General features: G+C 63.1%; 15 protein-coding genes. 4 read left to right on the top strand and 11 right to left on the bottom strand.

The window, feature by feature from the left end:
* The first annotated feature begins 177 nt into the window (after window positions 1-177).
* A complete protein-coding gene (locus tag FEZ59_RS06710) occupies window positions 178-1,098 on the top strand; it encodes a VOC family protein (RefSeq protein WP_172932453.1) in 921 nt (306 codons plus the stop codon).
* Here the strand turns inward: FEZ59_RS06710 and FEZ59_RS06705 are convergent.
* The 5 genes from FEZ59_RS06705 to FEZ59_RS06685 form a co-directional block, all read right to left on the bottom strand.
* Complete coding sequence (locus FEZ59_RS06705; protein ID WP_021342452.1) at window positions 1,064-1,534, bottom strand: MarR family transcriptional regulator; 471 nt, start codon at window positions 1,532-1,534, stop codon at window positions 1,064-1,066. The genes FEZ59_RS06710 and FEZ59_RS06705 overlap by 35 nt on opposite strands.
* 9 nt (window positions 1,535-1,543) lie before the next feature.
* Window positions 1,544-2,467: an MBL fold metallo-hydrolase gene (locus FEZ59_RS06700; protein ID WP_141487974.1), complete on the bottom strand. Its 924-nt coding sequence runs from the start codon at window positions 2,465-2,467 to the stop codon at window positions 1,544-1,546.
* Window positions 2,468-2,577: 110 nt separating this feature from the next.
* Window positions 2,578-3,729 (bottom strand): acyl-CoA dehydrogenase family protein, encoded by a 1,152-nt coding sequence (locus tag FEZ59_RS06695; RefSeq protein WP_007731824.1) that lies wholly within the window; start codon window positions 3,727-3,729, stop codon window positions 2,578-2,580.
* A gap of 2 nt (window positions 3,730-3,731) precedes the next feature.
* Window positions 3,732-4,913: a thiolase family protein gene (locus FEZ59_RS06690; protein ID WP_007731825.1), complete on the bottom strand. Its 1,182-nt coding sequence runs from the start codon at window positions 4,911-4,913 to the stop codon at window positions 3,732-3,734.
* 90 nt (window positions 4,914-5,003) lie between these two features.
* Window positions 5,004-6,425: an amino acid permease gene (locus tag FEZ59_RS06685; RefSeq protein ID WP_019746401.1), complete on the bottom strand. Its 1,422-nt coding sequence runs from the start codon at window positions 6,423-6,425 to the stop codon at window positions 5,004-5,006.
* Between the two features lie 171 nt (window positions 6,426-6,596).
* Here FEZ59_RS06685 and FEZ59_RS06680 point away from each other — a divergent pair, with 171 nt between their 5' ends.
* Window positions 6,597-8,090, top strand: a complete 1,494-nt coding sequence (locus FEZ59_RS06680) for a PucR family transcriptional regulator ligand-binding domain-containing protein (RefSeq protein ID WP_019746400.1) — start codon at window positions 6,597-6,599, stop codon at window positions 8,088-8,090.
* A gap of 102 nt (window positions 8,091-8,192) precedes the next feature.
* Here FEZ59_RS06680 and FEZ59_RS06675 read toward each other — a convergent pair whose 3' ends face one another.
* Window positions 8,193-9,755, bottom strand: a complete 1,563-nt coding sequence (locus tag FEZ59_RS06675; RefSeq protein WP_172932452.1) for a SpoIID/LytB domain-containing protein — start codon at window positions 9,753-9,755, stop codon at window positions 8,193-8,195.
* 331 nt (window positions 9,756-10,086) lie between these two features.
* Between FEZ59_RS06675 and FEZ59_RS06670 the strand changes: the two genes are divergently transcribed.
* A complete protein-coding gene (locus FEZ59_RS06670; RefSeq protein WP_070796556.1) occupies window positions 10,087-12,096 on the top strand; it encodes an N-acetylmuramoyl-L-alanine amidase in 2,010 nt (669 codons plus the stop codon).
* Between the two features lie 37 nt (window positions 12,097-12,133).
* Here the strand turns inward: FEZ59_RS06670 and FEZ59_RS06665 are convergent, their stop codons facing one another.
* From FEZ59_RS06665 to FEZ59_RS06655, 3 genes are read right to left on the bottom strand one after another with little or no spacing between them, the layout of a single operon-like run.
* Window positions 12,134-12,955, bottom strand: coding sequence for a Cof-type HAD-IIB family hydrolase (locus FEZ59_RS06665; RefSeq protein WP_024488043.1), 822 nt, complete (start codon window positions 12,953-12,955; stop codon window positions 12,134-12,136).
* Window positions 12,956-13,008: 53 nt separating this feature from the next.
* Window positions 13,009-13,743 carry a lysophospholipid acyltransferase family protein gene (locus tag FEZ59_RS06660; RefSeq protein ID WP_029254200.1) on the bottom strand — a complete coding sequence of 245 codons (735 nt, stop codon included), beginning with the start codon at window positions 13,741-13,743 and terminating at the stop codon, window positions 13,009-13,011.
* A gap of 3 nt (window positions 13,744-13,746) precedes the next feature.
* Window positions 13,747-14,502 carry a lysophospholipid acyltransferase family protein gene (locus tag FEZ59_RS06655; RefSeq protein WP_020905757.1) on the bottom strand — a complete coding sequence of 252 codons (756 nt, stop codon included), beginning with the start codon at window positions 14,500-14,502 and terminating at the stop codon, window positions 13,747-13,749.
* A gap of 93 nt (window positions 14,503-14,595) precedes the next feature.
* On the opposite strand from FEZ59_RS06655, the gene FEZ59_RS06650 reads away from it, so the two are divergent.
* On the top strand, window positions 14,596-15,435 hold the full coding sequence (locus tag FEZ59_RS06650) for a hypothetical protein (protein ID WP_097388048.1): 840 nt from the start codon (window positions 14,596-14,598) through the stop codon (window positions 15,433-15,435).
* Window positions 15,436-15,445: 10 nt separating this feature from the next.
* Here the strand turns inward: FEZ59_RS06650 and FEZ59_RS06645 are convergent, their stop codons facing one another.
* Both FEZ59_RS06645 and FEZ59_RS06640 read right to left on the bottom strand, forming a co-directional pair.
* Window positions 15,446-18,628, bottom strand: coding sequence for an Ig-like domain repeat protein (locus FEZ59_RS06645; RefSeq protein ID WP_172932451.1), 3,183 nt, complete (start codon window positions 18,626-18,628; stop codon window positions 15,446-15,448).
* A 251-nt stretch (window positions 18,629-18,879) separates the two neighbouring features.
* Window positions 18,880-22,386, bottom strand: coding sequence for an Ig-like domain-containing protein (locus FEZ59_RS06640; RefSeq protein WP_242459739.1), 3,507 nt, complete (start codon window positions 22,384-22,386; stop codon window positions 18,880-18,882).
* Window positions 22,387-22,438: the final 52 nt, after the last annotated feature.

Here is a 22,438-nt window from a genome sequence, read left to right as displayed (position 1 = left end):
ACGCCGAGGGTTGGATGCGTCACCAGGGACTATGGCCCTTGTTTCCTGATTTCAGCATCCCTGGCGGCTACTACTCATAAATTACTTGGCAATACCAACGATTGTCTTGCCAATCATTGGTAACACTGCTTATATTTTGGGAACAGTGACCATCAAGTGCATTCGAGGGAGATCATCGTGATTCAGGAACTGTCGTATATCGGAGTCGCGTCACCCAGGGCTGAGGACTGGAGAAAGTACGGAACGGGACTTCTGGGCGCGAAACTGTCACCAGACGGACCGGATGGCGCAATCCGGCTCGCAGTAGACGACGTCAACTATCGAATTGCCGTCCACCCCGGCAAGGTAGACGAATTCCTTTACGCCGGCTGGGCAATGGCCAATGAATCCGATCTTCACTCGTTTGCCGCACACCTCGACCGGAACGGCATCACGCTGCACGACGGCAATCCCGACCTGCTCGCCGAGCGGCAAGTCGCCGAACTCGTGTGGTTCACCGACCCATGGGGAACTCGACACGAAATCTCGTGGGGAAAGGCATCGACGCCACTGTCGTTCACACCGGGTCGTGTCATGCGCGGTGGATTCGTGACCGGAGATCAAGGCCTGGGCCACATCGTTTTACAGGTACCGAATATCGAGGAAGCCAACAAGTTTTACGTGGATGTGCTGGGTTTCCGACTCTCGGACCGGATCACCAACGACCAATTCACCGTGCGCTTCTATCACGTCAACGGGCGTCATCATTCACTTGCGCTGGCCGAATATCCCGGCCACGTCGGCTTCAACCACCTCATGCTCGAAGTCGAATGCATGGACGATCTCGGACGCCTGATCGATCTTCTCGACAGCCACGACACCGAGGTCATGCAAACGCTGGGGCGCCACACCAATGACCTGATGACGTCGATCTACATCGGCAGCCCGTCCGGTCTGCAGATCGAGTACGGGTTCGGTGGTCTCACCGTCGACGATCTGAGTTGGGTGGCAAGAACTTACAACCAACCGAGTTACTGGGGCCACAAGCGTCCAGCCGAGATGAGCAAAAGAATACCCGGAATCATCAGGCCTCTGACGGCCGCGCCGTCGGCCCCGTGAGCTTGGCGGATACGACCGTCAATGTCTCACGTTCCTGATCGGTCAACGACTCGAAGACCTCTTGCTCGACGGCGTCGAGGGCCGCATCGCCCTCGATCAACTTCGCTACTCCGGAGTCCGTGATCGATACGACCTGCCTACGCCGATCAGATTGATCGCGTTCGCGCACAACGTATCCCGACTCCTGCAGACTGTCGAGATAGGCAACGATGTCACCGGGGTCGACCACCACTCGGGAAGCAAGTTCCTTTTGATGGCATGGGCCGAGTTCATCGAGTGTGCTGAGAATGGCGTGATGATTGGGCAACAGTCCGACGCGAGACAAAGCCTCCGCGTACGACTGCCTCACGCGGAGTGCGGCTTTGACCAAGCCGTATCCGATCCGACTCGAAAGCGGCCTGCCGGAGAGCGATGGCGTCGATTCGGTCGCAGGCATTGGCCCATTCTATGCAGGCCTCGCAACATATATCGAAGGTGCCATCGGGCGATCGTCCTCGTTTAACCGAACCGTGATCGGTTCGTCGACGGGGAAGTGTGCGGGAAGTAGAAGCAGTCCCTCCGACGCGCAGCGCTCGAGAAGTTCGCGGCGGGTGACCCTGGCGATCTCGGGATCCGCGTCGCCGCCCTGGCTGAGGTCCGGGTACAGAAACTGGATCGGATGGTGGATCACGTCGCCGGCGATGACGGCGCCGCCGTCGGCAATGCGGATCTCGATCACGACGTGACCCGGCGTGTGACCGGGCGCGCCGCGCACGACGACGCGTGTGCCTTCGGACTCGGCCAGAACGTGGCCGTCGTCGACCGCCTCCCACTTCGCCCCGTCCAGAACGGGACGGACGCTGTCCTCGAAGGTCTGCGCCAAATCCGAGACCACTCCTTCGTGTGGACCGTCGGCGGCGAGTTGTTCGAGCGCGGCCAGTTCGGTGCGGTCGAAAATGTAGGTCGCGCGGGGAAAGGTGGGCCGCCAGGTTTCGGCCTCGAGGTTGGTGTTCCAACCACAATGATCGGGGTGCAGATGTGTGCTGACCACCAGATCGACGTCGCCAACGTCGACGCCGGTGTCGGCGAAGCGCGAGAGGTAGTCGGTACCGAACATGTGGTGCGGCAGGAGGTTCGGCCGGTGCTTGCTGTTCCCGTTGCCGGTGTCGACGACGATGGCCTTGCCCCCGATTTCCACCAGGTAGGTGTGGATGGCAAGTACGAGGTCACCGCTACCCGCGTCGAAGAACTCCGGTGTCAGCCGCGCCGACGCGTCCTCGATCTCCGCATCACCCGCGTGCGGAAAAAGCTCTCGCGGCGGAAACGGCCAGTGCGCCAGCTCCGTCAGTTGGGTGACGCGCGCCGATCCGACGTCGATGGTGAAGCTCATCAGTGTTTGCCTTCCGAACAGCTCGATACCGCTTGTAGGCACACACAAAGGCACCCACCGAAATGCTCGGTGGGTGCCTGGTCGGTGTCAATGGTTTTCGACGCCGGTGATCAAAGACTCTTCGCGATGATGCCCTTCATCACTTCGTTGGCGCCGGCGTAGATCTTCTGGACGCGGGAGTCCTCGTACATGCGCGCGATCGGGTATTCACGCATGTAGCCGTATCCGCCGTAGAGCTGCACGCACCGGTCGACGACGGCGCACTGCTGTTCGGTGAGCCAGTACTTGACCATCGCGGCGTCTGCGCCGTCCAGCTCGCCGTTGAGGTGATCCTCGATGCAGTTGTCGAGGAAGACACGGCAGGTGCGTGCGATCGTCTGGCACTCGGCCAGCTCGAAGGCGGTGTTCTGGAACTCGAAGAGGCTGTGCCCGAACGCTTGACGCGCCTTGGTGTACGCGACGGTCTCCTCGACGGCACGCTCGATGGTGCCGATGGCCTGCGCGCCGATGATGAGACGTTCCTGCACCAGCTGCGCCATCAACTGACCGAAACCGAGCCCCTCGGACTCGCCGAGGAGGTTCGAAACGGGAACGCGGACATCGGTGAAGGACAGCTCCGACGTATCGGCGCCGTGCTGACCGACTTTGTCGAGGACGCGGCCGACCGCAAAGCCTTCGCAGTCACGCAGATCCACGATCAGGAGCGAGACACCCTTGGCGCCCGCCTTGGGATCGGTCTTGACGGCGAGCACGATCATGTCTGCGCTGCCACCGTTGGTGATGAAGGTCTTCGACCCGTTCACGACGTAGTGGTCACCGTCGCGGATCGCGGACGTGGTGATTGCCTTGAGGTCGGAACCTGTTCCCGGCTCGGTCATTCCGATGGCGCCGAGGATTTCACCCGTCGCCATACCTGGCAGCCAGGCCTTCTTCTGCTCTTCGCTTCCGTACTCGAGCACGTAGTGGGCGACGATGCCACTGTGTACGGAGTTACCGAGTGCATAGTCACCGCAGTAACCCTGCGCCTCGAAGACTGCAAGATCGTGCGCGAAAGTTCCACCGCCCCCGCCGTATTCCTCGGGAATCGAGCAGCACAGCAGGCCGAGCTTGCCGGCTTCGAGCCACACGGACCGGTCGACGCGATGCTGAGCGTCCCACTGCTCACGCTTGGCGATCAGTTCACGATCGAAGAAACCACGGGCCAGTTCGGCTACTGCGGTGATCTCGTCGTCATGCCACGACGGCTTGCGCTTGGTCGCCATGATCAGACCCGCTTCAGCAGGGCAGCGAGTGCCTGACCGCCGCCGATGCACATGGTGACGATGCCGAATTCGAGGTCGCGACGGACCATGTCGCGTGCCGCGCGCAGCGTCAGGATGGCTCCGGTGGCACCGACCGGGTGTCCGAGGGCGATTGCTCCGCCGTACGGGTTGGTCTTCTCCGGATCCAGGCCACTGTCACGGATGACGGCGATGGCCTGCGAAGCAAAGGCCTCGTTGACCTCGGCGGTGCCGATGTCGGACGGCTTCAATCCTGTTTGCGCAAAAAGCTTTTCGAGAGCGAGCACGGGAGCGTAGCCCATCAGGCCGGGCTCCATGGCTGCCGTCGTGACGGTTTCGAGCGTGACGAGTCCGGTGAGGCCGCGCTTGGCTGCCTCGGTGCCTGTAGCGAGGACGAGTGCGCCGGCGCCGTCGTTGATGCCCGACGCGTTGCCGGCGGTGACGGATCCGCCCTCTTCGAATGCGGGGCGCAGCTTGGCGAGGGTTTCGACAGTGGTTCCGGGCTTGGGGTGCTCGTCTTCGGTGACGGTGACGGAGCGCCGACCACCGGTCTCGACGGGAGTGATCTCCTCGGCGAATGCTGCCTTGGCTGCGTCGGTAGCAGCGCGGCGCTGAGATTCCACGGCGAACTCGTCCTGCTGCTCGCGGCTGACGCCGTACTTGCGGGCGACGGCTTCGGCGGTGCGGCCCATATGGGCCTTGCTGAACGGGTCGGTGAGCATGGCGACGGTGCCGTCGACGAGGCTGCGATCGCCGAGCTTGTAGCCCGAGCGGGCGGCGAAATCGTAGAACGGCATGCGGGACATGCTCTCGTCGCCGCCGGCGAGGGTGATGGCAGCTGCGCCCCAGCGCATCTGCATCGCCGCAGACCACACGGCCTGCAGGCCGCTGCCACAGAGGCGGTTGACGGTGTAGGCGGGAACGTTCTCGGGCAGTCCGGCGGCGATGCCCACGCGGCGTGCGTTGTAGGCGTCTGGGCCGACCTGGCCGATGCAGCCCATGACGACCTCGTCGATGTCTTCGGGTGCAACGCCGGCGCGGCTCAGCGCAGCCTTGGCTGCTGCGGCACCCAGCTCGTGTGCGGGTACGTCCTTGAAGACGCCGCCGAAGCTACCGACGGGGGTCCTGGCCCCGTCGACGATGACGATCGGTTCGGGTGTGGTCATGATTGTCCCCATCTGCTGTGCTCACGTCGATTTCTCTGTCCGTGGCCGATACTAGGACATCTAAGTATCTCGCAGATGGGGACGTTGGTGTCAGGGTGTGGGAGCGCTCTCGGACACGGGTACAACCTCGGCGTCGGCGCCTTCGGCGTCCTCGGTCTCTTTGTGGTTCCGGTATCGGTAGAGCCCGATGCCCACGAGGATCGCTGCGAGCCCCAGGGACACGATCATCTGGCTGCGCGTCGAGTCCAGGGTGAGCATGCCGATGCAGAGCGCGATGATGGCGGCGATCGTCGCGTAGGTCAGGTACGGGAAGAACCACATCTTGAGTTCCAGCTCCTGGCCCGAAGCTTCGAGCTTGCGGCGGGTGCGCAGCTGGGACACCGAGATGACCAGCCAGACGAACAGCGCGATCGCACCGGAGGAGTTGACCAGGAACAGGAAGACCTTGTCCGGGGAGAGGTAGTTCATGCCGACGGTCAGGAAGCCGACGATCGTCGAGACCAGGACAGCGCGCATCGGGACGCCGGTCTTCTCGATACGTGAGAGCGACTTGGGGGCGTCGCCGCGGCCGGCGAGAGAGAAGATCATGCGGCTCGCGGTGTAGAGACCGGAGTTGAGGCAGGACAGAACCGACGTGAGGACGACGACGTCCATGATGTTGCCCGCGGCCGGAATGCCGTAGGAGTCCATGACGGCGACGTACGGGCTGAGCGCGACCGATGCGCTGTCCCAGGGAAGCAGAGTGACGACCACCGCGATCGAGCCGATGTAGAAGATGAGAATTCGCCAGACGACGGACTTGACGGCAGCGCGAACAGCTTCGAGCGGGTTGGCCGATTCACCGGCGGCGATGGTGGCGATTTCGGCGCCGAAGAACGAGAACACGACCACAAGGACTGCGGCGAGCATGGCTCCTGTTCCGTTCGGCAGGAAACCGCCGTGACCGGTCAGGTTGGTCATTCCCGGTGCTTCGACGCCGGGCATCCATCCGCAGATCGCCACGATGCCCATGCCGAGGAACGCGATGATGGCGACGACCTTGATGGAAGCGAACCAGAACTCGAACTCGCCGAACGACTTGACCGAGATGATGTTGGTCAGCGTCAGCACGATCATCAGAATCAGAGCCCAGGTCCACTGGGGAACGCCGGGAACCCAACGATTCATGATGAGGGCACCGGCGGTGGCCTCGATGCCGAGCACGATGATCCAGAACCACGCGTACAGCCAGCCGATCGAGAAGCCCGCCCAGCGGCCGATGGCCTTGTCGGCGTACGACGAGAACGAGCCGGTTTCCGGCGACGCTGCCGACATCTCGCCGAGCATGCGCATCACGAGGATGACGACTACGCCGGCCAACGCGTAGGAAACCAGGACACCCGGTCCCGTCTCCTGGATCGCCACACCGGAGCCGACGAACAGTCCGGCGCCGATGACGCCCGCGATCGCAATCATCGACAGATGCCGCTTCTTCAGCGTGTGCTGAAGTGCCGGCTGGTCTGTACTGGACATCAGTACTCCTTGTGGGCTGTTCGGGAGGGTGGATCTCGGTGACGCTCTTCTGGAGCGCATTTTCGATAGCGCCAGTGTCGGACCTTCGGCAAGCTCGCGTCAGGCTCCACTTTGTACAAACGTGACCGCAGGCACTACAAAGTGGCGAGTTCGAGGTGTCAGACTGGACCCATGCCCATCACGCTCCGCCAGCTTTGTGCGACCGAACAGTTCGGCCTTCGCGTCCTGGCTGGGCACGACCAGCTCGATCGCACCCTGACCTGGGCACATGTCTCCGAACTTCCCGACCCGACGCCCTTCCTCGACGGCGGCGAACTACTACTCATCACCGGGGTGTCGCTACCGACGACGGCCGCGGAAACAACGCGATTCGTACGGACCCTGGTGGCGGCCGGAATTGCCGGAATCGGTTTCGGAACCGGCCTCGGATACGAGCAGGCGCCGCAGACTCTGGTGGATGCGGCCACCCGTTTCAGTGTGCCCCTACTCGACGTCCCATTGCGAACACCTTTCATCGCCCTGACCAAAGCGGTGTCGAAGGCGCAATCCGACGACGACATGAAAGCGCTGCGCAGCAACTACCAGAGCCTTCGGCGACTACTTCAAGCTGCAGTGACGGTCAACGGCACCCGGGCAGTCGTACGACGGGTGGCGGAATTGATCGGCGGATGGGCGGCCCTGCTGGACTCGGCCGGCCATACCGTCGAGATCTCACACACCGCTGCTGCCGCAGGAATCGAGCGAACGGCTCCCGAGCGCGACGCCCGCCCGATGGAAGTCAGTTTCCTCACGAGTGAGAACGAGGACGTCATCTCGCACCCTTTGATGACGTCGAGGGGAAAGCTGATGGGGTATCTCGTCGCCGGCTGCCCCGGCGCCGTCGGCTCTCTGAATCAGGGCATCGTCATCGCCGCCGCGTCTCTGCTCACGTTGATGACGGCTCGAACCCGAGATGCGCAGTTGACGATGAACCACTTGCGTACCGTGGCGATGCATCAGCTGTTCGAAGGACAGAATGCGCTCGCCCGCAACATCTCCGGGGAACTGTGGGGAGGATTTCCGGTCGAACCTTTCCAGGTCTTCCACGTAGCGGGCCCGAGTGGCCTGCTCGAGAGCGTGTCCGTCTCACTGCTCGACGGTCTCAGCCGCGATCTGGCGTTCGGCATCACCGACGGAGCGTTGATCGCCGTCGTCTCGGCTACCGACAGCGGGCGAATCCTCGCCCGTGTCAACGAAATCGACGTAACCGTCGGCGTGTCGGACATGCTGTGGTGGGACGATCTCTCGCGCGCCAGACGCCAAGCCGCGCAGGCAGCAGCCGAGGCCGGCGCCCGCAACCTGCCTTCGATGCGGTTCGCCGAACTCTCGGAGAGCGGATTGTCCGCGTTTCTCGATCAGGATCGCTCGACGGCATTCGCGGCGGCACACTTGCGCCCGCTTCTGGAAGCGAAGGGCGGTAGCGATCTCTACCGAACCTTGGCCATGTGGTTGGCACACAACGGCGTGGGCGACGCCGCAGCCACAGCGCTGAATATTCATCGGCATACGTTGCGCAGCAGACTCGCTCGGATCGAGAGTCTTCTCCAACTGGACCTCGGCTCCCCCACGGAACGTGCGGAGTTGTGGCTCGAGTACCGCTTGCTCGGCGACGCTCCGACCATCTGACCGACAACCAATGAGCCCTGAACGACCTGAAGGGCCTCCGCCGGGTTACGGCAGAGACCCTTCAGAGTCGATACGTGCGAGTCGCTACCGACCGACCTTCCCCTAGCTTCCGCCCGTCGGTATCCACTCGCGGAGCACGTTGGCATCAACTACCTGCGCACCCAAAACCTTTGTCCAGATGATGGTTCCGTTTTCGTAGACACGGAAAGTGCCTGCTTCGGAGGGCAACTGCATCTCCGGGCCGGCAGGAGCACCGAGAGAGCCGCTTTCACCGCCGAGCTCCCGATACTTCTTCTCGATCTGCGTCTCCGTAACCGTACCCGATGGATCGTCGGATGGCGAATTGGATTCCGGCACTGTCGATTCCGAATCCGGTGCCACTACCACACCAGCGCCGTGGCCGACGGTAAACCAGTCCGATTTCAGGCCGAGTTTCTGACGGAACTGCATTCCGGTGGCGCCAACAGTTGCATCTGTTCCGACCACCTCGACTGCCGTCACTCGCCCGCCGTCGGTACCGAATCCGTTGCGCGAGAGAATCTTGAGCGATTGCAGCTCGCCCACATCGAAGGCGTCCGCAATCTCACCCGCGGTCAGATTCACTGTCCAGTCGTGATTGGGCGAAAGGGCGTCACCGAGATCCTCGACGGCCGGGAATTCACCGCCGGAGCTGTAACCTCCTGTGGACGAAGAGAATTCGGTGGCAACAATCTTGCCGTCACGCGACAGAACGGCGCCGGCGGTGGACCGAACGGCTTCAGTGGTCCGGGGATCTTCCTTGCCAGCTCCGCCGTAGACCTGGCAGTCCTGAGTGTCGCACGTGTCGGCGTACGAGCTGCGATGCTCGGTCGCAGCGTACGAGCGCGCCGCCACGGCTTGCGCCCGTAGTGCTTCGGCCCCACCGGAATCGGCCCATTCGGCTTTCGCCTCGACCGGCACCACGCCGAGCAGGTAGTCCTCCATGTCGAGGAGATTGACCGTCCGAGCCGAGCCGTTGTCGAGCACTACGCCGAGGGCGCCGCGATAGGGCGCGTCGTTGTTGCACAGCTTCAGGAACTGGTCGGCGGGTCGATCGGGACTGAGATCCACAGGATCCACCCACGGATGCTCGGTGACCGCTTCCCAGACAACCCCGCCACCACACCCGCTGGTGACAACCACCTGCGCACCGCCACCGGGCAGTGCAGTGAGATGGGCAGCCTCGCCCGGCGCGGTGCGCTGACCGTTGACCACGAGGCCGGCGTCGGAGTAGACGTCGAGCGTCGAGTTGTCCTGGGCTGTGAGCCGCACACTCATCTGGGCGGGCGGCAAGGAGTCCAGGACGGTTCCGCCGTAGTAGTGACTGAGGATTCGCTCGCCGGACCAGCCGTCGTTCTTGGCGTAGCCGTAAGCGCCCCACTGCCCCATTCCGCGGCCGTGTCCGTTGCCATGACCGGAGAGCGTGAATTGTGTATCGGCGGCGACGGCGTGCAGGATCGATGGCTCGTCAGCGCGGATTTGCGTGAAACCTCCGATCGCGACGCCGAGCGCAAGAGCCGGAACGAGACCGAGGACCGAGACCCGCATCAGCGAGGTTCGCCTCCCGGGTCCGCCCACCAGAAAGCGACCTGCGCGACCGGACACAGGCTTCTTACCTGCAGTTCCGCTTCTTCCGCTTCTCGCCATCAATGCTCTCCTCATCGCTACCGGCCTCACGAGTCCGCGAAGTCGGTACTTCGCGCGCAGGCCAGTCCACAACGATTTAACTAAAGTCTCACCCTAAGGTTGAGCGTTATGGACTTTTGTGACTAGTGTGGCAAGAGTGTTTGGAGTTAGCAACACCAGTCACACGAGTCACATCAGCATCACGAGTTGCAGACGTACGCGTCCGAAAACTGGAGTTCAACCCCAGAACATGGCATCCGACCTGCTCGGATCCGGTTTTGAAGGATTCCGTTCACGGCCGTCATCGGCCCTGAAGTTCGCTCGCAAGTAACTACAACCGAGGAGTAATCCCTTGCCACACCGTCGACCGAAGCCCTCGCTCGTACTCGGGGCTGTAGCCGCAGTGGCTGTCGCAAGTCCTTTTGCGGTCTACGGCTTCACGAGCACTACGTCCGATGTACGTTCCGCGAACGAAACGACGTCAGTAGCAGTGCCGACCCAGATCGCAGAGGTGCTCCTCGCGTCGGTGCCCGACATCATCATTCCGGTCAAGGAGCTGACCGGTCTCGATCTCCCCGACATCAACCTGGGCGATCTCAGAAACCTCAAGCTCCCGACCGAAATCCCGCTACCTCCAGGGATCACGTTGCCGACCGAGCTCTTCCCGGCACCCGCTGCTCCCGGTGCCCCGACCGAAACCGCTCCGGTTCCTTCCGAGGAAGAGCCAGGTGCCGTGGTCAAGGAAGTCACCCGCGACACTCCGTTCAGCATGGTCGCGTTGACCTCGGACACGCTCGCTTCGGCGCAGTCCAAGGTCCGCGCCCTGGCCGAAGACGGCACCTGGGGTCCGTGGTTCACCCCTGACGCCATCGACTCCGCCAGTTCGGATCAGGCCACCAACGCCGGTACCGCCACCGAACCTGTCTTCGTCGGCGCCACCAAGTCCATCCAGATCCTCACCCCGCAGGGTGTCGCTGCCCCCGCGGCCGAAGCTGTGCCGGCTCCGGAAGCCGCACCCGCACCTGTCGAAGCACCTGCTGAAGCGCCTGTGCCTGCCGAAGCGCCGGCCGAAGCACCTGTGCCTGCGGAAGCACCCGCAGCCACCGGCGAACTCGGGTACACCCCGGCTTCGGTGTCCAAGCCGCTTCGCCAGGCGACGACGGCAGCAGATGCCGTTACCGCAGTGTTGATCGATCCGGGTACCAGCGACGCGGACAGCAATCTGCAGGCAGTCGCGGCACCGCTCGGCGGCAGTGGACCCTCCGTCATCACCCGCGCACAGTGGGGAGCCGACGAGTCACTTCGCTGCGACTCCCCCACGTACGACGACTTCACCGGTGGAGCAACCGTTCACCACACCGCGGGCAGCAACAACTACACCAAGGAAGAATCGGCTGGCATCGTCCGCTCGATCTACGCCTACCACGCACGCACTCTCGGCTGGTGCGACGTCGGATACAACGTCCTCGTCGACAAGTACGGTCAGACCTTCGAAGGCCGCGCAGGCGGACTCGACAAAGCAGTTCAGGGCGCGCACGCCGGCGGCTTCAACGAGAACACCACCGGTATCGCGATGATGGGTGACTACTCCACCGTCGAGCCTTCGCAGGCGACGCTCAACGCCGTCGGCAAGTTCCTCGGTTGGAAGCTCGGCCTGGCCGGCCTCGACCCGAAGGGCCGAACGACGATGTACTCCGAGGGCACGGAATTCACTCCGTACCCGCAGGGCGCAGCAGTGGATCTGCCGATCATCTTCGCCCACCGCGACGTCGGAAACACGGCTTGCCCTGGTGATGCCGCATACGCACACATGAACGACATCCGGAACATCGCGGCCGCGAATATCGGCGGATCGTTGAACCCGTCGAACCCCTCCAATCCGTCGACGCCTGCGCCCAAGCCGACCACTCCGGTCGACACGGTCACCGGTGGCACCGGATCGTCGATCCCGGATCTGGTCACCCAGATTCTGAAGATCACCGACAATTCACCGCTCGCGCAGAAGTGGATCGCCGAAGGTGGTGACCTCGGACGCCTCGGCCAGGCGCTGTCCGGAATCCTGCAGGCGAAGCTCGGCAACCAGGGTGCGTTGTTCCAGAACGGCGCTGTCTACACCTCACCCAACGGCGGAGTGTTCACCGTGCTCGGCGAGATCTTCAAGTCGTGGCAGAGCTTCGGTTCCGACGCGGGTGAACTCGGATTGCCGATCTCGGACGAATACTCGATCCCGGACGGCCTGCGCAGCGACTTCGAGAACGGTTCGCTGATCTTCAACCAGATCACCGGCATGGTCACGAAGGTCCTCAAGACCTACAACGAGACCTTTGCCCAGGAAATGGCCAACAGCGCGCCTGTCGGCTGACACTCGCGCAGTACACGTCCTCGGGCGCTGGTGGGTTCTACGACCACCAGCGCTCGAGGACTTTTGCGACCCCGTGCGCCGAATTGGTGTCGGTGACCTCGTCGGCTGCGGCTTTGGCTTCGGGGTGAGCGTTGCCCATGGCAACGCCGAGGCGTGCCATCCCCAGCATCGGGATGTCGTTGGGCATGTCCCCGAAGGCAACCAGACCCGACAGGTCGAAGCCGAACCTTTCGGCCGCGGCAACCAGGCCGGACGCTTTCGTGATTCCCGGCGCCGAGAGTTCGATCAGTCCGTTCTCGGTGGAGTACGTCATGTCGGCGAGCGCACCGACGTGCGGGGCGAGCGTGTCGTACATCGCCGTGCTGGTCATGCCTGGACGGCGAATCAGGAGTTTGACGGCCGGCGCCGCAAGCACTTCGTCCTCGGACATCTCGGTGTTGTCCGGGTTGAGCCAGGCGTGTTCGTAATCTGGTGAGCTGACGAACTGTGGGGTGGCGGCGTCGTGTGCGCTCTCCCCCACCCGTTCCGCGGCCAATCCCGACCCGGGAAGTGCAACCAGAGCCAGCTCGGAGAGTTCGGTGAGTGCGTCGACCGACAAGGTCGCGGCGCTGAGGACGCGGTCGGCGTAACTGTCGTAGACAACAGCACCGTTTGCGCAGACCGCGAGTGGCGCGTATCCCAAACCTTCGACGACGGGCGAAATCCATCGCGGAGGACGTCCGGTGGCCAGCAGGAACGGCGTGCCGGATTCGACGACGGCATGCACGGCGGCGCGGGTGCGGGCACTGACCAACTCGTCGTGATCGATGAGGGTGCCGTCGACATCGGTCGCAACCAAGGTTGGGCGGTCAGGGCTGATACGACGGTCTGGGCTCACACCGCCATTGTGCCTGCCCGGTACGACGGTCTCGCTCAGCGCGCCCGCTTCGCGCGTTCCTGTGCGTCCATGGCCGCGGCTTCCGCCGGCGTCGGCGCGCCACCGCCGAGTCGGCGAGGCACCCAGTACGCCCCGGGTTCGTGCACGAATCCGTCCTGAACGTGGCGCAGGATCGCATCCATCTCGATGCGCAGGATCTCGCTCAGCGCTTCGGCGGGCTCGACCGGATCGATCGGTGCACCCACCTCCACCGAGATCGGGAAATGATTGCGGCCCAGATTTTTCGGTCCGCCCTTGGTGACGATCCGCTGGGCGCCCCAGACGATCAGCGGAATTATCGGCACGCCGGCGTCGATGGCCATCCGAGCTGCTCCGGATTTCATTTCCTTGATCTCGAAGCTCCGGCTGATCGTCGCTTCCGGGTAGACGCCCACCAATTCGCCACGCTCGAGGGCGTCGACTCCGGCTCGATACGCCTGCGCTCCGGCGGAGCGGTCCACTTCGATGACGCCGCATCCACGCATGAGGAAGCCGAGGACCTTGTTGTCCGCCAGCTCAGCCTTGGCCATCACTCTGAGCTTGCGTTTCGCGGTGCCGACCGCCAGGGCCGCCGGTATGAAATCGAGGTAACTCGTGTGGTTGATCGCGATGACGGCACCGCCGGACACCGGGACGTGTTCCGTCCCGGTGCGGGTGACTTTCACGCCCTGGAAACCGCTCAGACCACGCGCGACTACCTCGACGGCGGTGTAAACGGGTTCGAAGGACATGGGTCAGCCTTCGGACTTCCGCGCCTCACGTGCTTTGGCTTTCGCCTCGGCCTCGTCGGCATCCATCTTGTCGGCCTGCTCGAGCGTCGGCGCGCTGCCACCGAGGCGGGCCGGTACCCAGTACTCGCCGGCGGGATGGTCGTAGTCCTTCTGCAGATCGAGTAGCAACTCCTGCATCGTCGACCGTAGCTTCGCCGTCAGCTCACTCGCCGGTTCGAAAGGTGCAATCGGCTCGCCGACGGCAATGGAGATGGGAGTGTTGGTGCGGCCCAAACGCTTCGGATAACCCTTCGTCCACACGCGCTGAGCGCCCCAGATGACGACGGGAACGATCGGGACGCCCGCCTCGATCGCCATCCGGGCGGCTCCGGACTTGAATTCCTTGATCTCGAAGCTCCGACTGATCGTCGCTTCGGGGTACACGCCCACCAATTCACCGCGCTTCAGGAAATCTACGGCCGCCTTGTAGGAGTCGGCGCCCGCGCCGCGGTCGACCGGGATGTGCTTGAGGGCCCGCATGATCGGTCCGGAGATCTTGTTGTCGAAGACCTCCTTCTTCGCCATGAACCGGATGTAGCGCTTGGGGGTCCGCGCCGGCAGTCCCGCATACGTGAAGTCCATGTATCCGGTGTGGTTGATCGCGATCACGGCGCCACCGGACGCCGGGATGTTCTGCTCTCCCTTGACGGAGAACTTCAGGCCCTCGAAAGCGAAGACGGTACGGGCGATGCCGATGACTGTTCTGTAAACGGGATCCACAGTTCGCTAGCGTAGACGGGAATCCGTGATCTGACCCGCAGCAGTTATGGGGTGGATGTTGGTCAGAATGTCGCAAAAGGGGCGTAAGAACGAATGAAGTCGGCAGGACGAGCGGCAGTGGGGGCAGTCGCACTCGCCATGACGTTGGCGATAACCGCATGTGAGGACGACGGACGGACAGGAATCCTGACGGACGAACCGTCTCCGCCTACGACGGAAACCACGACGACAACCACTCTCGCGCCCACGACCACCACTGCGCCCGCCACGCCGGTCGCGCCACCTCCGGTTGGTGACGTGCCCGGTAATCCGGCTGCTGCGCCGGCCTTGGCGGCCTGGGCAACGGACCTGGTGTCTTTGGACGTCGACGCGCTCACGAACGCATGCTGGACGATGCCGCCCACAACAATTGCCGACCGATACTCGGATGTGCCCGCCATCTTGACGGCCATCGCCGCGCCAGGTGTCGACGGCCAGTACGCGGTCACCTGGAGTGGCGGCGGACTCTCCGTCGCCGCCAAACGCTCGGAGATCGCTTCCGGCTATGCGTGCCCGTTCGTCTTCCCTGCGGGGCAATCCAACTTCTACACCCCGGCCGACGCTTCCCATGCCGTCGTCCGGTTTCTCTCACGCGCCACGGGACGGCCGGTCAACACCCGCGACGTCGAGACGTTCTATCCGCTGATCTGCCCAGGCAACAGCCCCTGGGATCCGGACGGCACCGGCGCCACCGGCCAGCCGCCGCTCAAGCTCGATCCGAATCAACTGGCCGGTATCAAGTCTTTTGATGCCGCCGCCGCAACAGTCACCCCGGTTCGCGGCGACTACCTCCGTGTCACCCTGCCCGTCACTGACGGGATCGGTAACTCACGCCCGATGCAGTTCACCCTGTCGATCGGCCCCGAGGGATACTGCCTCGGGGCCGCGACCTGAACTGTTCCGGTCAGGAACCGAAGGGAAGGAAATCGCTCGAGCCAGCGCTGCCTGAACCGAGGCTGCCCGTGCCACCGCCGGTTGCAGCCTTGATCTGAATTGCGTGGGCCGCCGAGGTGGAGCCTGTGAATCCGGCTGCGCCGCTGTAGATTGCCGAAATCGAATGCGCGCCGGTTGTGGCGAAGGCGTGGTTCAGCGCCGCGATCCCGTTGACCACTGGCACAGCGTCACCGATCGGGGTGTCCCCATCCATGAACTGCACCGTTCCACCGTTCTGCACCGAACTGACAGTCGCCGACAAGGTCACCGACTTGTTCACCACAGCATCGGCAGGCGCCGTCACCACTGTCTCCGTGGTGACATCCGAAGGCACAGGGTCCGTTACATTCACCGTCCGCGCCTGGGCCGAGGACCCGACTACACCGGCTCCTCCCGAGTAAACCGCCGTGATGCTGTGCGCACCCGCAGAGGTAAACGTATGCGACAGACCAGCAGCGCCGGCCGTAACCGGTTCAGGACCGCCGATCGCGCCGCCACCGTCGTAGAACTGCACGGTTCCGACGCCGACAGCGTCATCCGACGACGTTCGGACTGTTGCCCACAAGTCGGTCGCCACACCAGTTTTGGCATCGGTGGGGATATTCAGTTCGACGACGGATTCCTGGTCGGCAACACTCACCTGAACTGACTTCGCACTCGCAACCGAGTTCTTGAATCCGGAACCAGCGGTGAAGTCCGCGGTAATGCTCTGAGCACCAGCAGCATCGAAGATGTGCGAGAGCGTCGCGGTCCCACCGGAAACTGTCACCGGTGAACCAATGGCCGTGCCGTTCGACTTGAACTGCACCGTGCCCACAGCGTTGTTCGGAGCAACCGTCGCGGTCAGATCAACCGCCGCACCCGTAGTTGCCGTAGCGGGAACCGAGAGCGACGTCGTGGTCTCGACATCGACCGGAGCCGGATCCGAAACGGTCACCGTCTGAGCCGACGCCGACGAACTCACAAAGCCAGCACCGGCAGTGAAGTCCGCCGTAACACTCTGAGCACCAGCAGCATCGAACGAATGCGACAGCGTCGCGGTTCCACCGGAAACTGTCACCGGTGAACCAATGGCCGTGCCGTTCGACTTGAACTGCACCGAACCCACCGCATTGTTCGGAGCAACCGTCGCAGTCAGATCAACCGCCGCGCCCGTGATCGCCGTCGCCGGAACCGAGAGCGACGTCGTCGTCTCCACATCCACCGGAGCCGGATCCGAGACCGTCACTGTCTGAGCCGACGCCGACGAACCCACAAACCCCGCACCAGCGATGAAGTCAGCCGTAACGCTCTGCGCGCCAGCGGCATCGAACGCGTGCGACAGCGTCGCAACACCCGCGGAGACTGCCACCGGCGTGCCGATCGCCGTGCCGTTCGACTTGAACTGCACCGAACCGACAGCGTTGTTCGGAGCCACGGTCGCCGTCAGATCAACAGCCGCACCCGTGATCGCCGTCGCCGGAACCGACAACGACGTCGTCGTCTCGACATCCACCGGAGCCGGATCAGAGACCGTCACCGTCTGAGCCGACGCCGACGAACTGACAAACCCTGCACCGGCGGTGAAATCCGCCGTAACACTCTGAGCGCCAGCAGCATCGAACGAATGCGACAGCGTCGCAACACCCGCGGAGACTGCCACCGGAGTGCCGATCGCAGTGCCGTTCGACTTGAACTGCACCGTGCCCACCGCATTGTTCGGAGCAACCGTCGCAGTCAGATCAACCGCGCTGCCCGTGATCGCAGCAGCCGGAACTTGAAGCGTTGTAGTCGTACTCAGCGCTGAGCTCGAGATCTCGATGGTCTGAGCTTGCGCGGTCGAACCACCAAAACCTGCAGTGCCTGAGTAGACCGCAGTGATCGAGTGCGATCCCGTCGTAGTGAACGTGTGATCCAGGGTCGCCGCTCCGGCAGTCACCGCGATCGGTCCGCCGATGTCTGTGCCACCGTCCTTGAACTGGACCGTTCCGCCGTCAGCTGCCGGAGAGATGTTTGCGGTCAGCGCGACCGAGGTCTGCTCGACGGCGCTGCTCGGAACTGTCAGCGCCGTGGTCGTCTGTACATCGGCAGCAGCCACGCTCACTGTGCGCGCCGGTGACGTTGAGGTCAGGAACTCGAGAACTCCGTCGTACACAGCGGTGATGGAGTGATCTCCCGCCGCGGTGAATGTATGCGGCAGTGTGGCAACGCCATTGGCGACGGCCACCGGGGCGCCGATGTCAGTCCCGCCATCCTTGAACTGAACGGTGCCGCCTGTCGGCGCCGGGGAGACCTGCGCAATCAAATCCGTCGATTGACCGATCGTTGCCGACGCGCCGGACGTCACTGCGGTCGTGGTCGCCGCCTGCGAGACGACGTTGACGGTGGCCAATGCCTGACCACCCGCATTCAACCCACCACCACTCGAATCGCGCGGAGAGCAGTTGTACCGCTCCCAGTACCCCGGCCAAAGGGTCTCGTACTGCAAGAACGTGAATGCATTCTTCGGCGAATTGAACGCACCCGAATCACCATCTGTGGCACGCAACTTCGGCTGCACCGTACTACCCGCGGCACCGGCAACCACCGTCACGTCGATCGCGGGCAACCGGAAGGTCTTCCCCGCCCCTACCTCGATTCCACCGTCACTGTTCTTGCTCGTGCTCGGGCCGTTACCGCCCTTGTTGTTTGAGTCAGCAGTCTGATTGTTCCCCGAAATACGCAGATGCGTACCCGCGCCATCTGGCGAACCGCCGTCGTTGATCCGAATCACCGACGGAGTCACACCGGACAAATTCGACGAAGTACCTGCCACGACCTGAGCATCCACCAACGACACCCCTGCAGGTATATCGAAGTCGTACTTGAGCCGCGTCCACTTACCGACACTGCGGCCTGCGTGCCCACCCGTCGGCACCGACATCACATTCGGTTGAACCCGATAGGTGAACGTCGACCCCGCCACCACTTTCTCCGGCGCAGACACCGTCGCACCCGTCGAATGAAACACATCCGCGATATCAACAGCCAGATGTTCATAACCATCGCAACCCAGCTTGAACCCGATCGTGTTCTCCACCGCGGGAGATGACGTCGGAGCAGCCGAAGCAACACCACCTGCCACCAGCACGCCACCGACCAACGCTGCCACCACAACCGCGGAACTTCTTCTCACCAACACGAACTCTCCTCAGCTAGCAACAGACGTGGATCGGGAACCGCACGGAAGGAGGTCACTCGAACAGAGCGGAAATCAGAATGGAGCTGGACGCTCGTACAGTACCCGTCGAAAGTAGTACTTGTATCAGTTATTTCAGACAAATATTCACGAATTGCCGATAGTTCTGCTAACGACCAATCATCGATTCGCGAAGAGCGATGCCCCTTGCACCCGTCGGGCGCAAGGGGCATCACCTCATCGGAGAATCAGGACCCGAACGGCAGCGACAACGATCCGAGCGAACCGAAGTCACCGCCCCCGTTACCGACGTTCACAACCGATGCAGTCGACGTGGAACCCGTGACGCCCTGGGCTCCGCTGTAGACCGCGGTGATCGAATGGTTGCCGGTCGTGGTGAAGGTGTGGCTCAACACAGCCTGCCCACCGACAACATCGACGGCCGTTCCGATCGGAGTCGTTCCATCGAAGAACTGGACGGTTCCCGACGTCGCGCCGGAAGAACTGACCACAGCCTTCAGCTGCACCGACGTGCCGACCTTTGCCGAAGACGGAGCCGTCAACGACGTAGAGCTTTCGACATCCGACGGGGTCGGAACCGTGACATTGACGTCGACGGATTCCGCGGTGGACGACGTGAACACGCCGGAGCCACTGAATACAGCCGAGACTACAAAGGTGCCTTCTGCTCCGAACACGTGCGGCAGCTTGGCAACTCCGTCAACAACCGCGACCGGGGCACCCTGATCGACTCCACCGATCTTGAACTGAACCGTTCCGCCGGACGGCACCAGGGCGTCCGAGGGATCTTCGGACACTGTCGCGAAGAGATCAACAGGCAGTCCGACCTTGGCTTCACCCTGAACGCTCAGAACCGTCTTCGTCGCCTTGTCGATCGGAGCCGGATCGGAGACCGTCACCGTCTGAGCCGACGCCGACGAACTGACAAACCCTGCACCAGCGGTGAAGTCCGCCGTAACACTCTGAGCGCCAGCAGCATCGAACGAATGTGACAGCGTCGCGGTTCCACCGGAAACCGTCACCGGCGAACCGATCGCAGTGCCATTCGACTTGAACTGCACCGTACCGACAGCGTTGTTCGGAGCCACCGTTGCCGTCAGATCAACCGCAGTACCCGTGATCGCCGTCGCCGGAACCGAGAGCGACGTCGTGGTCTCGACATCGACCGGAGCCGGATCAGAAACCGTCACCGTCTGAGCGGACGCCGAGGAGCTGACGAACCCTGCACCGGCGGTGAAGTCCGCCGTAACACTCTGAGCGCCAGCGGTATCGAAGGAATGTGACAGCGTCGCGGTTCCACCGGAAACCGTCACCGGCGAACCGATCGCAGTGCCGTTCGACTTGAACTGCACCGTACCGACAGCGTTGTTCGGAGCCACCGTTGCCGTCAGATCAACCGCAGTACCCGTGATCGCCGTCGCCGGAACCGAGAGCGACGTCGTGGTCTCGACATCGACCGGAGCCGGATCAGAAACCGTCACCGTCTGAGCCGATGCCGAGGAGCTGACGAACCCTGCACCGGCGGTGAAGTCCGCCGTAACACTCTGAGCGCCAGCGGTATCGAAGGAATGTGACAGCGTCGCGGTTCCACCGGAAACCGTCACCGGCGAACCGATCGCAGTGCCGTTCGACTTGAACTGCACCGTACCGACAGCGTTGTTCGGAGCCACCGTTGCCGTCAGATCAACCGCCGTACCCGTGATCGCCGTCGCCGGAACCGAGAGCGACGTCGTGGTCTCCACATCGACCGGAGCCGGATCCGAAACGGTCACCGTCTGAGCGGACGCCGACGAGCTGACAAAGCCAGCACCGGCGGTGAAGTCAGCGGTAACACTCTGAGCGCCAGCAGCATCGAACGAATGCGACAGCGTCGCAACACCCGACGCGACTGCCACCGGCGAACCGATCGCCGCACCGTTCGACTTGAACTGCACCGTACCGACAGCGTTGTTCGGAGCCACCGTTGCCGTCAGATCAACCGCAGTACCCGTGATCGCCGTAGCCGGAACCGACAGCGACGTCGTGGTCTCCACATCGACCGGAGCCGGATCCGAGACCGTCACCGTCTGAGCAGACGCCGACGAGCTGACGAACCCTGCACCGGCAGTGAAGTCAGCGGTAACACTTTGTGCACCAGCAGCATCGAACGCGTGGCTCAATGTCGCAACACCCGACGTGACCGTCACCGGCGAACCAATGGCCGTGCCGTTCGACTTGAACTGCACCGTACCGACAGCATTGTTCGGAGCCACCGTTGCCGTCAGATCAACCGCCGTACCCGTGATCGCCGTCGCCGGAACCGAGAGCGACGTCGTGGTCTCGACATCGACCGGAGCCGGATCCGAAACGGTCACCGTCTGAGCAGACGCCGACGAGCTGACAAACCCTGCACCGGCAGTGAAGTCAGCGGTAACACTTTGTGCACCAGCAGCATCGAAGGAATGCGACAGCGTCGCAACACCCGCGGAGACTGCCACCGGCGAACCAATGGCCGTGCCGTTCGACTTGAACTGCACCGTACCGACAGCGTTGTTCGGAGCCACCGTTGCCGTCAGATCAACAGCCGTACCCGTGATCGCCGTCGCGGGAACCGAGAGCGACGTCGTGGTCTCGACATCGACCGGAGCCGGATCCGAAACGGTCACCGTCTGAGCAGACGCCGACGAGCTGACAAACCCTGCACCGGCAGTGAAGTCCGCCGTAACACTCTGAGCGCCAGCGGCATCGAAGGAATGTGACAGCGTCGCGGTTCCACCGGAAACCGTCACCGGCGAACCGATCGCAGTGCCATTCGACTTGAACTGCACCGTACCCACAGCATTGTTCGGAGCAACCGTCGCAGTCAGATCAACCGCCGTACCCGTGATCGCCGTCGCCGGAACCGAGAGCGACGTCGTGGTCTCGACATCGACCGGAGCCGAAGCAATGCTGATTGTCGCGAGCGGACCCGCGCCGGCATTGAGCGGTGTGGTGTCCTTGTTCTCGCGGGGCGAGCAACGGGTCGGCGCCCACTGTGTACCAAGGAAACTCGCCTTTGCGAGCTGAGTGCTGAAGTTTTCGCTGGCACCGAGGTTGCCGGCCGTACCCGCGGTCCTCACCTTCGGTTGGATCACTCCCGTCGCACCAGCGACCATTGTTACGTCGACTGCGGGAAGCCGGAACCAGGTGTCTCCGTTTCCGTTTGTCGAGCCATCGAGGTTCTTCTTGGACTTCGGTACTCGAATACCTCCCTCCGAGTTGGTACTCGTCGTCGGACTGTTGCCGATCACCTGGTTGTTTCCGGACAGCCGAAGGATCCCGCCGCTACCGTCGACGTTGCCAGAGTCGTTGACCCTGAGAACGTTCGGTGCGACGCTGTCGAGTCCGACCGAGGTGCCCGCGACGACGGCCGCGGAAACGAACGTCGCGTTGGCCGGGATTGCGTAGTCGACCTTGAGACGTGACAGGTTCGTAGTCGTCGCGCCGGAATCCTTGTCCGGATACGACGTTCCGCTCGGCTGAATTCGGTAGGTGAAAGTCTCGCCGGGTTGGACAGAAGCGGGTGCGTCGACCGTGATGAGGTTGTCGGTGACCTTGTGGACGTCTCCGATGATGGAGCCTGCGACACACGCTGTTTTGAAACCGGTGGTCGAGATCGCGGCGGATGCGGGCGTGCCGATCAGCAGCATCCCCGCGACCATGGCGGTTCCGGTTATGGGCACGGCGAATCGCCGCAACTGAGAGATTTGGGGCATGGGCACTTCCTTCGGAAGGGCAAACATAAGCAGTGGATTCGGACAAAACGTG

This window comes from Rhodococcus sp. MS13, from assembly GCF_013277835.1.
Taxonomy (GTDB): domain Bacteria; phylum Actinomycetota; class Actinomycetes; order Mycobacteriales; family Mycobacteriaceae; genus Rhodococcus_F; species Rhodococcus_F erythropolis.
The sequence above is the reverse complement of the archived record's forward strand: the minus strand, read 5'-3'. Positions and strand labels throughout refer to the sequence as shown.